Here is a 10,135-nt window from a genome sequence, read left to right on the forward strand (position 1 = left end):
TTTGAGAGGACTCTACGGGGGCAATGGGATGAATCGAACTTAACCCCCTAAATGCTTGTGCTAAATGCTTGTACTAAATGTGCTAGTGTAAAACCATGTTCATCATTGAGTATAAAATTAAGGCAAAAAACGTACAATATCGGGCAATTGACGAGGCAATTCGCACCGCTCAGTTTGTCCGAAACAAAGCCTTGCGCTTTTGGATGGATAATGAAAAGGTCAATAAGTATGACCTCAACAAATATTGTCGCGTCCTAGCCCAAGAGTACCCCTTTGCTAAAAATCTTAACTTAACGGCCAGACAAGCCTCTGCTGAACGGGCGTGGAGTGCAATTAGTCGCTTCTATAAAAATTGTAAACGATCCCCTAATAAGGGGGTGGAAGACGGCAAAAAAGGCTTTCCCAAATTCAAGAAAAATCAGCGTTCAGTAGAATACAAACGCTCTGGCTGGAAACTAGATGAACAAACCAAAAAACATATTACTTTCACCGATAAAAAAGGGATTGGTCGGCTTAAACTGATAGGGTCAAGAGACATCTATTTTTACTCCCTAGACCACATTAGGCGTGTAAGATTGATTCGTCGTGCCGATGGGTACTATGTTCAGTTTTGCATTGCGATTGAGGTGACTGAGCAAGTTGAACCTACCGGACAAGCCGTTGGTTTAGACGTTGGCTTAAAATACTTCTACGCCGATAGTAATGGACACACAGAACCTAACTCAAGGTTCTATCGACAAGGCGAAAAGCGGTTAAACCGACTCAACTGCTGTAAGTCGAGAAAGTGCCTTAAAGGACAAAAACAGTCCAAAAACTATCACAAGGCGAGAAAGCGTTACGCCAAGTTACACCTGAGAATAAGTAGGCAACGTGAAGAATACGCCAAGAGACTGGCCTGTTGCGTAATCCGATCTAACGATTGGGTAGCCTACGAAGATTTACAGATCAAGAACTTAGTTCGTAACCGTCATTTGTCTAAATCAATCAGTGATGCTGGCTGGTATCAGTTCCGCAAGTGGATGGAGTATTTTGGGAAGAAGTTCGGTAAAATCACCATTGCTGTTCCTCCCCATTTTACCTCTCAAGACTGTCCACAGTGCGGAAAACTGAGTCCCAAGTCTTTGTCTAATCGGACTCATAACTGTAGTTGTGGATTTTGCGAGGACAGGGAGGTGGCAGCTAGTATGACTCTCCTTCAAAAAGCAGTCCGTACCGTAGAGCATACGGAAACGGCAGTTCGGCTTCGCTCACCGAGTATAGTTGAGGTGAATGCTTCAGGAGACACCGCCTCTACTGTGGTTGGAGAAATCCTGTTACAGCAAGTGGAGTCGTTGAATGAAGACCCTCCCGATTCTTAGGAATCCCTCGCGTCCCGCGAGGGAGGATGTCAAGGCATTTTAGTAGAGTATTAAGTCTCACTCACTGAGCTTGACCTCCCTTCCTTGGGTGGAATAAATTGATCGTGATTTTTTTCAAGCGGCAATTCATTGAGACAGTACGGAGAGCTACAGTCGTGCAAGCAAGCGTGATGGAAAGGTCTCCGAAGCTCCAAGCTAGGAACTAAACATCAAACAAACAAGTTTGAGTAAGTTTTAGAGAGCGGTTTTGTATAGTTGATGAAGATATTGTGAATGTAATTCCCATGAAACACTGGCACAAATCCTTGGCACTGGTTGCTTTTGCAGTTAGCCTCTTAGGAGAAGGGGCGGTTTTAGCGACTTCTTCCTCTCCTTCCACCAATTCCCCTCCCTCGTCGGCGGTAACACAAGACGCTTCTCTCCTCTCCCAACGACGGGATCGGTTTGATCGCTTAGGACGAGAAGGGGATTGTCGTCTCACCGAACGACGAACCGGAATTTATGAAACTCCGGATGGTGAAGACCGTATTCAAACGTTACCAGAAGGGACAGTTCTCCGTCTTGAAGAAGATAATCGGAATTATGATTACATCGAAGTGTCTGTTTTAGGAGAAGATGTAGAAGGTTATGTGAGTACCCGTGATTTAATTCCCTGTAGGACTAATACCTTGGAAGTTCCCAGACGTTACTGCCAAGAGGTGACTGAAACCGTCACGCTTTATGATGGCCCAGGGACGAATTATGAACGCTTAGAACGTATAACACGGGGGGATGAATTTACCCTTGAACCTGGAATTGCTAGCTTTGAGGATGCGGATGGGAATGAGTGGGTTCAAATTACAACCCGGTTTGGTTTAACCGGATGGATTATTGGCGAACGGAGAGGACGCAGTATTCTCAGGGATTGCCGATAGAGTGAGTTTGGGGGCTTGGCGGAGTGCGTTCTGGGTGGTGTATCCTCAACGATAAGCAACACCAAGCCCCATTGCCCATTACTCCTCCTCCTCGATGGGTTCTGAATTTCCGGCTTTGACCCACCCTTCTTGCTCTGTGCCAGGAAGCCGGACTCTTTCCCAGCGGCCATCATCGCTGGTGTCGAGAATAATCATTTCGTTTTCATAGGCAATTCCCCCAATTCGTTCCGCTTCTAAACTGGGTTCGTCCCGTAAACTTAGACCGTCGGGCCAGGTGACTTGGGCCCGATACGCACCTGGTTCTAATTCTTCTTCGGGTTCTTCGGGTTCTTCGGGTTCTTCTTCTTTTGGCTCTTTTGCTGCTTCGGCGGCGGCTTTTTGGTCTTCGGCGACGGTTTCGGGTTTCGGGGCTTTTTTGTCGTCGCTGTCTTTGTCGGTTTCTGTGCCGGGCCGTTCTTCAGAGAAGACGGGACGGGGTGGGTCTGCGGCCATGCGACTGAAGAAGTAATAGCCTGTGGCTGCACCACTGATCCCTAGGAGGAAAAGGCCGGAAATCACACCAAGAATGAATTGAGCGATTTTTGAGAAGTTCATAGGGGGTTATTTTGGGAGAAAAGAAAAGAGGTAGTTGTGCTGGACTGTATTTTAAGGCTGAATTTGCCGTTGGATGCGATCGCTAAGGGCATTTTTTCGTGAGGCTAACCGCGCTCTCCCCGCAGCGGCCCAGTCTTGCATGACTTTAATCTGATCTTGGGCGGTTCGGGCCAGGGGAACAAGTTGACTGGCCGCTTCTAAGATATCTTCGGTGGTGAAGTCTCGGTTTTGACTAAAGCCAATGTGCATCGCTTCTATGATCGCCTGTTCGATTTCTGCTCCGGAAAAATCGGGGGTTTCATAGGCGAGGCGTTTTAAGTCGTAACTGCTGAGGTTATGGGGCCGCAGACGGTTGAGATGGACGGTGAAGATGGCTTCCCGTTCTTCTTGGGAGGGTAATCCTACGAAGAAGATTTCATCAAAGCGTCCTTTGCGCAACATTTCGGGGGGTAAGGCTTGAATATTGTTGGCGGTGGCGACGACGAAGACGGGGGAATCTTTTTCGGCTAACCAGGTGATAAATGTGCCAAACACTCTGCTGGTTGTTCCGGAGTCTCCTTTGCCGTCAAATCCGGCGAAGGCTTTGTCAATTTCATCAATCCAGAGGACGCAGGGGGAAAGGGCTTCGGCGAGGTTGATGGTTTGTCGGGTGCGGGATTCGGATTCACCGACGAGGCCGCCGAATAGTCGCCCTACGTCTAAGCGGAGGAGGGGGAGATGCCAGTGGTGGGCGATCGCTTTTGCGGTTAAAGATTTTCCTGTGCCTTGAATGCCCACTAAGAGTAAACCACGGGGATGAGGGAGGCCGTAGGTTCTGGCCCGTTCACTGAATGCACCTCCCCGTCTCAGTAACCAGTCTTTGAGGTTATCTAAACCGCCAATATCGGAAATTTGCTCGGTGGCGGGGTAAAAGTCGAGGATTTGGGTTTGGCGGATGGATTGCCGTTTTTCGGCGAGGACGAGTTCTACATCATCGGGTTCGAGTTTACCGTGACCTGCGATCGCGCGAGTCAAAACCCGACGAATTCGTTCTAAGGATAATCCTTGGGCTGAACGGACTAATTCATTTAACAGTTTTTCCCCTAAGTTTTGCCCGGTTGAACTCACCAGTCGTTCTACTTCGGCGCGAATTTCTGTGGCCGTGGGAAGGGGGAAGTCAACAACGGTAAAGACTTCAGTTAAATCTTCGGGAATAGTGACTTCAGTTGAAACCACCACAATATTTTTCGGTTGCGCTTTGAGGGTGCGGGCAAGATTTTTTAATTTACGGGCAATGGCAATATCTTCGAGAAACCGATGAAAGTCCCGTAAGAGAAAAATACCGGGGGCTTGATCGGGTAATTTTTCAATTAATTCTAGGGCTTGTAAGGGGTTACGCTGTCCCACTCCTTGATGATTGGGATTGTTTTGATATCCGTCCACAAAGTCCCAGGTATAGACGGCACGCTGTCCTACTCGTTCGGCTGAGGCTGCGATCGCACGCTCCAACCGTTCCTCCTCCGGTGTGGCAATATAAATTAAGGGATAACAAGCCCGCAATAATAATTCAAATTCCTCTTGAAAACTCATAATTTGGGTAATTGGTAATGGGTGATTGCTAATTGTTAATTGTTAATTGTTAATTGTTAATTGTTAATTGATTACTGTTCATGGTTCATAATTTGCTGTTTCAATGCCTCCAAACCTGCCCAACGACTATCAATTTTAGGGTCTTCTGTCTGTTGAGGTTGCACAATACCAGGGCAATTTTCCCCACAGATTTGCTGTAGAGGTAACTCTAGACTCAATTGTTCATAGACCCAGAGATCGGGTTCAAAATAGCCATCTGGGGCAAGGGTTTCAGTTCCTTCATCCCCTAGGAGTTCTTTCTCCCCCGAATCCGGGAACTCAGACTCCGCAGCATTTAACCAAATTAATTCTGTTTTTTCGACTTTTAAACGATGATTATAATGCTGTAAACAGCGATGACACACCAATGTTGTGATTGTCTCCACTGTTCCACTTACTTCGAGATAGTTTCCCTGATGCGTCACCAACAACTCCCCCCGAACCGGGGTTAGGGTTTCTAACCCCTCAATTAATTGATTAATTTCGAGATGTTCGCTTTGGTTGGGGGCTTTAAGCAGTTGGGGAAGATAAATCGGTTGCATGGTAATTTTTGCCGACAGTCTCTTATAGCAGTAATCAGTAATCAATGTCCGAAGGCAGAGGGCAGATGTTGGATGAAGGAGAAAGTTCCCCTAAGAATAAGGTCAGAAACTAATCATAATCAGGCTTTTAGCTAATTTTAGGCGATTTTTAGTTTCACCGAGAGTTAATAGTTCGGCAGGAGTGCGCTGACAAGGGAAGGAGTGGCCTAGTCTCGCAGTCGGATATAGAGATGGCGATGGGGTTCTGAACCGCGACTTTCGGTAATTAAATCGGTGGCATCTTTGAGGAGATGATGAACTTGTCGTCTTTCCGCTGCCGAGAGAGAGGACATTTCCACTTCTTCCCCTGATCTTCGCACTTGTTGCACCACATCTTCAACCAAGGCGAGGAGTTCGGCCTGTCGTTTGACCCGATAGTTGGCAATTTCTACGGTAAAGGGTTGTTGTTGTTCTCTTTCTCTGCCTAGGTTTTGGGTGGTATTGAGCAAATATTGAATTGCGTCGATGGTTTTACCCCGTTCTCCGATTAAGGTTTCTATTTGTTCGGGGGTTAATTGCTCGTCTTCAATGGTTAACCAGCAAACGCCGTCTGCTTCGGGTTCAGTTAGGGTGACGGGGGTGGGACATCCCAGTAGGGTGACGAGTTTTTCTAACCAGTCTTGACCGTTTTTTTGTAGTTCCTTCACTTTTTCAATAAACAGTAATCAGTAAACAGTTTCTTAACAGTGAATCCTTTTGGGTCTGGTAATGAGAATGGAGGTTAGAGTGGCTGTTTGGCCATCCCTTCACCCCCATCTCAGTTGACAATCAATTGGTTGGTTTATCCTGATGTCTTTTCTTTTTTCTTAGACCGTTTTTGTTTTTCAAAAGGCAAGGTTTCTCGACCTTGGGCTTTTTTCTCGGCTTTTTCCTGTTGCTCGACCAGTTTTTGTAAATTTTCCGGTAAGGGTTCGCGCATCAAGATAAAGGTTTGGGCGGTTTGGAAAATATTGGCAGACACCATGTACATTAAAACCCCGGCAGGGAGTGGGAAGATTAAAAACATCCCGGTAAAGATAAGTGGGGTGATTTTACTGATGGTTTGCTGTTGTTGACTGTTGGGGTCTGAGGAGTTGCTTTGGGAGGAGTTGGTCAGGTTTTGGCTGAGGTAGGTACTCAAGCCAAAGAATAAGACCATGGTGACGATATCCCAGTGGATTGTTCCGTCTGCTCCGGTTGCCCCGACGCGACCGAGGGCTTTAATAAAGAGAAAGCCTTCGTTGGCGGCTAGACCGGGGATTTTGCCTTCGATGGTGGCTTCTCCGGGGGCTAGGGCGACCAGTTGGCCTTGTTCGTTGATTGATACTCGGTCTTCCCCTTTGATGACTTTCCATTGGGGTTGAATGGGTTCGTCTGCTTCTCGGTTAACGAGGGTGTTGAGGGCTTTTCCTTCGGGGGTTTGGAATTCGAGGGCGGTTTTTTGACCGACAACTAATTTATCCCCAGAGGGCAGAATGGCGGAGACGGGATAGTGAGACCCTTCATCGAGGTAGATGTTTTGGGGGTCGGTGGAGTAGATGGCCGGTTGAATTTGTTCGATCTGCTCTCTGGGGAAAATGTCCACATCAACGGTGTAGTTGATGTCCGCGAAGGGGGAGCCCCGTAGGGTGGTGAATAGGGCCCAGAGGATGGGGAGTTGCAGAAAGAGGGGAAGGCATCCGGCTAAGGGGTTGCCAAATTCTTTGTAAATGCCTCCCATTTCTTCTTGGAGTTTTTTGGGGTCGTCTTTGTAGCGTTCTTGAACTTCTTTAACGCGCTTTTGCATTACGGGTTGGGCAATGCGGGTGCGTCTCATGCTGCGAATTGATTTGGCACTGAGGGGGGAGACGGCAAAGCGAATCACTAGGGTCAGTGCGATAATTGCAAATCCGTAGCTTGGCACAATCCCATGAAAGAAATCAAGGATTGGCAGCATGATGTTGGTGGAAATAAAGCCGATACCTAAATCCATTCGTCTGTTTCAGCCTGCTTGTGTTTACGATTCGAGTGGGGAAGGAAGCGTTGGCCAGGGGGTGAGTTCGTTAAGGGGTTTTTGGTCTTAACTGAATAATCTAGCCTGTTCTTTAACCTGCTTGTTTTTGGAAACAGGGTGAACTAACTTTTAATGGTTTCTAAGGATAACCCGGTTTTGTCTGCTGCTTTTTCAGCGATATAGTCATAAATTTCCCGATGACGCGGAATGGCACGCATTTCTAGACGTGACCGATCGCGGAGGGTGACAACAATATCCCCCCAAAGCCCTATCCCTCTTGATACTTTGACAATTTTAACAATTTCTGAATAAATCACATCCGTGCGATCGCGCCCTTGCCAACCGCCTGTAATCGAAATCCGGCGATCGGTAATCCGATAGCGCAGCCACAAGGCCCGTACAATCGCACCCACGGTTAAGGGAAGGCAAATGACGGTAAATCCGAGCAAAATATTAATGATCAAATCCCCAATATGAGGGCCTCCCTCATAAAAGGCGGTTTCTTTAATGCCCATTCAAGACCTCGGCTTTTCTTAACAACTGTTCTAATTCTCGCAAAAAATGTTCATATTCGCACTCTCGCGCTTTGGGTTTTACCCCAATAATCAATTTTTGCCCCGGTTTCAGGGAGGGTAAGAAGTCTTGCAGGATAGCCCGAATTTGGCGTTTAATCCGATTGCGGAGGGTGGCTTTTTTACTCACCTTTTTCCCCACTACAATGCCAATCTGCGGCGGAGTCAAGCCGAAAGAATCTTGGTCTGTACTCCATTTCCGCAACACCAAATATCGCCCATGGTGACAAGTTCCCTGTTTATAGACTCTTTGGAAGTCTCGCCAGTGTTTGAGTCGATTAAGTTTAGGGAGTCCCACCCGTATATCAGTAATCAGTAATCAGCAATCAGTAACTGTTACCAGTAATCAGTAACTGTTACCTGTTACCAGTCATTAGTAATCTGTTGGAAAAGGGTTTATAGCATATTACGCTATATTTGTCAAGTTTTTGTTGACTCTTAAATAGCCCAAGTTAGAGGCCAAGGGAAGGAAGGGCAATTGACCTCTAGCGGCAGAGAATCAGCCGACTGATGATTGTCTTGAGGACTCGCATTAAACAGATAAACGATGCCGTCCTTTGCGACGACGGGCATTGAGGACACGACGGCCATTTTTAGTCCGCATCCGGGCCCGAAAGCCGGATTTTCTCTTTTGTTTGCGGTTCGTTCCTCCTAAAGTGCGCTGTGTCACGGTTGCTCTCCTTGCTGAGTGAATAGCTTGCTAAAGGTACACTTTTGCGCTAAGGCTCAAAAGTCACAGTCTCCTATCATAACATCCTTGTGGAGTTGTGGCGAGGGGGGATTTAACTAAAGTGACGTTTGAAGCGGGGATCGATGCGATCGCGCTTTTGCAAATTACAATCCCGACATAGGGTTTGTAGGTTACTTAAATCATTTGCTCCCCCTTTAGCAAGGGGGATAATATGATCCACTTGAAGAATTGTGTCTTGTTTACTTTTCCCACACCCACAACAGCGAAAATTATCCCGTTGTAAGACAAATTGACGCACTTCAGGAGGAATTGGGATTCGAGGAGTTTTTGCCATTTTCACAATTAACAATTAACAATCAACAATCAACAATTAACAATTAACAATCAACAATCAACAATGGCTCTTTGTTCTTTGTTCTTCCCCATCTTCCCCATCTTCCCCATTATCCATTATCAATTATCCATTGTCCATTACCCGCTCTCCACTTATTGAAAAAGACTAGCAATTATCCTAAAGTAAATAATTGCAAGTTATTTTAAATAAGCCCCTTGTCTGCTTCGAGATACTTACTCAACCGTCGCCAACTCTTGGGTTGGGGGTTAATGGGGGTTGGTGTGATGGGATTGGCCGCTTATGCGCGATCGCAATGGCCCAAAAACCCTCCCCTCGCCAAAATCCCCCCCCTCCCAGACACCGAAACCCCAGACTTGAGTTTCAACCCCATGGAACTCTTGCGGGACTTTGATTATGGCACAGTCAAGCAAGAAAATGGCCGCTTAATTCGGGAATTTGAAGTCACCGCCAATAGTCACACCCTACAACTCAATCGTGCTATCTCCTTTGTCACCTGGAGTCTCAATGGCCGCGTCCCCGGCCCCACCCTCCGGGCCAAAGAAGGGGAAACCATCCGCATCATCTTCCATAACGAAGACGGCCATTCTCACACCCTCCACTTTCATGGCACACACCCCGATGAAATGGATGGGATTAAACCCGTATTACACGGAGAAAGCACCATTTACGAATTTGAAGCCAAACCCTACGGAGTCCACCCCTATCATTGCCATGTAGCCCCCGTCACGCGCCATATCAGCAAAGGATTATATGGCTTATTGATTATTGATCCTCCCGAAAGTCGTCCCCCTGCCGATGAAATGGTGTTAGTAATGGGGGGATATGACCTAGACAACAACGAAAAAAACGACCTCTACACCTTTAACGGGTTTCCCAACTATTACCGAGATCATCCCATTCCTATCTATCAAAATCAGCTAGTCCGTCTCTATCTCCTGAACATGATTGAATATGACCCCGCCGTCACCTTTCATATTCACGCCAATATTTTCCAAGTTTATCGCACGGGACGCAGTTTAACCCCCGATGAGGAGACAGATGTGATCACCATGGGAACAGCAGAACGACATATTTTAGAGTTTTCCTACAGTGATCCGGGGTTGTATATGTTCCATCCTCACCAAGATTTTATTGCAGAAGCTGGATGTATGGGCTTTTTTGAGGTACGTTCTCATCAGACTGAGGAGAGTTAACCTAAATTATTGACAGTAAATTGCATTTAGTTCTAGGCTATTGGTTGTAATTTTCAAGAAGTAACTAGCAATAATATCATGGCAAAATCTCTCAAACCCGTAGAACTCTTTTTAGCAGTTGGTTTAACCGTAACTCTGGGGGCCTGTGGTACACCTCCTGAAGGCGGTGAAGGCGGCGAAGGTGGCGAAGCGGCGACTGAGCAAGTTGAGACTGAAGGCGGCGAAGGTGGCGAAGGCGGTGAAGGTGGCGAAGGCGGTGAAGGTGGCGAAGCGGCGACTGAGCAAGTTGAGACTGAA

12 protein-coding genes and 1 pseudogene are annotated in these 10,135 nt (G+C 47.0%); 4 read left to right on the top strand and 9 right to left on the bottom strand.

Annotated features, from left to right (window positions below; all coding sequences use genetic code 11):
- Window positions 1–95: 95 nt before the first annotated feature.
- Window positions 96–1,358, top strand: coding sequence for an RNA-guided endonuclease InsQ/TnpB family protein (locus tag PN462_RS10075; protein WP_272128029.1), 1,263 nt, complete (start codon window positions 96–98; stop codon window positions 1,356–1,358).
- 269 nt (window positions 1,359–1,627) lie between these two features.
- Window positions 1,628–2,272 (top strand): SH3 domain-containing protein, encoded by a 645-nt coding sequence (locus PN462_RS10080; RefSeq protein ID WP_272128030.1) that lies wholly within the window; start codon window positions 1,628–1,630, stop codon window positions 2,270–2,272.
- A 78-nt stretch (window positions 2,273–2,350) separates the two neighbouring features.
- Here the strand turns inward: PN462_RS10080 and PN462_RS10085 are convergent, their stop codons facing one another.
- The 9 genes from PN462_RS10085 to PN462_RS10125 all read right to left on the bottom strand — a co-directional run bounded on the left by PN462_RS10085 (window position 2,351) and on the right by PN462_RS10125 (window position 8,624).
- The gene (locus tag PN462_RS10085; RefSeq protein WP_272128031.1) at window positions 2,351–2,866 is read right to left on the bottom strand and encodes an SH3 domain-containing protein; all 516 of its coding nucleotides are present in this window, start codon (window positions 2,864–2,866) and stop codon (window positions 2,351–2,353) included.
- Window positions 2,867–2,917: 51 nt separating this feature from the next.
- Complete coding sequence (locus tag PN462_RS10090) at window positions 2,918–4,435, bottom strand: AAA family ATPase (protein ID WP_272128032.1); 1,518 nt, start codon at window positions 4,433–4,435, stop codon at window positions 2,918–2,920.
- Between the two features lie 71 nt (window positions 4,436–4,506).
- Complete coding sequence (locus PN462_RS10095; protein WP_272128033.1) at window positions 4,507–5,016, bottom strand: YceD family protein; 510 nt, start codon at window positions 5,014–5,016, stop codon at window positions 4,507–4,509.
- 206 nt (window positions 5,017–5,222) lie between these two features.
- Window positions 5,223–5,702, bottom strand: coding sequence for a Jag family protein (locus tag PN462_RS10100; protein WP_272128034.1), 480 nt, complete (start codon window positions 5,700–5,702; stop codon window positions 5,223–5,225).
- A 134-nt stretch (window positions 5,703–5,836) separates the two neighbouring features.
- Complete coding sequence (gene yidC / locus PN462_RS10105) at window positions 5,837–7,006, bottom strand: membrane protein insertase YidC (protein WP_272128035.1); 1,170 nt, start codon at window positions 7,004–7,006, stop codon at window positions 5,837–5,839.
- 143 nt (window positions 7,007–7,149) lie between these two features.
- Window positions 7,150–7,542 carry a PH domain-containing protein gene (locus PN462_RS10110; protein ID WP_272128036.1) on the bottom strand — a complete coding sequence of 131 codons (393 nt, stop codon included), beginning with the start codon at window positions 7,540–7,542 and terminating at the stop codon, window positions 7,150–7,152.
- Window positions 7,532–7,897: a ribonuclease P protein component gene (rnpA, locus tag PN462_RS10115; protein WP_272128037.1), complete on the bottom strand. Its 366-nt coding sequence runs from the start codon at window positions 7,895–7,897 to the stop codon at window positions 7,532–7,534. The genes PN462_RS10110 and rnpA overlap by 11 nt, the downstream gene beginning before the upstream one ends.
- 234 nt (window positions 7,898–8,131) lie before the next feature.
- Window positions 8,132–8,269, bottom strand: a complete 138-nt coding sequence (rpmH, locus tag PN462_RS10120; RefSeq protein ID WP_272128038.1) for a 50S ribosomal protein L34 — start codon at window positions 8,267–8,269, stop codon at window positions 8,132–8,134.
- Window positions 8,270–8,381: 112 nt separating this feature from the next.
- Window positions 8,382–8,624 (bottom strand): HNH endonuclease, encoded by a 243-nt coding sequence (locus tag PN462_RS10125; RefSeq protein WP_272128039.1) that lies wholly within the window; start codon window positions 8,622–8,624, stop codon window positions 8,382–8,384.
- Window positions 8,625–8,893: 269 nt separating this feature from the next.
- Between PN462_RS10125 and PN462_RS10130 the strand changes: the two genes are divergently transcribed.
- Both PN462_RS10130 and PN462_RS10135 read left to right on the top strand, forming a co-directional pair.
- Window positions 8,894–9,838, top strand: a complete 945-nt coding sequence (locus tag PN462_RS10130; RefSeq protein WP_443029136.1) for a multicopper oxidase domain-containing protein — start codon at window positions 8,894–8,896, stop codon at window positions 9,836–9,838.
- Window positions 9,839–9,916: 78 nt separating this feature from the next.
- Window positions 9,917–10,135: pseudogene (locus tag PN462_RS10135) on the top strand (hypothetical protein); the annotation flags it as partial.

The sequence above is a fragment of the Spirulina sp. CS-785/01 genome (assembly GCF_028330525.1).
Lineage (GTDB): Bacteria > Cyanobacteriota > Cyanobacteriia > Cyanobacteriales > Spirulinaceae > JAQMSD01.

What these genes read in the sequence shown, in the direction of transcription:
- PN462_RS10075 (WP_272128029.1), top strand. Translation starts at nt 96, where the DNA reads ATGTTCATCATTGAGTATAAAATTAAGGCAAAAAACGTACAATATCGG.
- PN462_RS10085 (WP_272128031.1), bottom strand. Translation starts at nt 2,866, where the DNA reads ATGAACTTCTCAAAAATCGCTCAATTCATTCTTGGTGTGATTTCCGGC.
- PN462_RS10090 (WP_272128032.1), bottom strand. Translation starts at nt 4,435, where the DNA reads ATGAGTTTTCAAGAGGAATTTGAATTATTATTGCGGGCTTGTTATCCC.
- PN462_RS10095 (WP_272128033.1), bottom strand. Translation starts at nt 5,016, where the DNA reads ATGCAACCGATTTATCTTCCCCAACTGCTTAAAGCCCCCAACCAAAGC.
- yidC (WP_272128035.1), bottom strand. Translation starts at nt 7,006, where the DNA reads ATGGATTTAGGTATCGGCTTTATTTCCACCAACATCATGCTGCCAATC.
- PN462_RS10110 (WP_272128036.1), bottom strand. Translation starts at nt 7,542, where the DNA reads ATGGGCATTAAAGAAACCGCCTTTTATGAGGGAGGCCCTCATATTGGG.
- PN462_RS10125 (WP_272128039.1), bottom strand. Translation starts at nt 8,624, where the DNA reads ATGGCAAAAACTCCTCGAATCCCAATTCCTCCTGAAGTGCGTCAATTT.
- PN462_RS10130 (WP_443029136.1), top strand. Translation starts at nt 8,894, where the DNA reads ATGGGGGTTGGTGTGATGGGATTGGCCGCTTATGCGCGATCGCAATGG.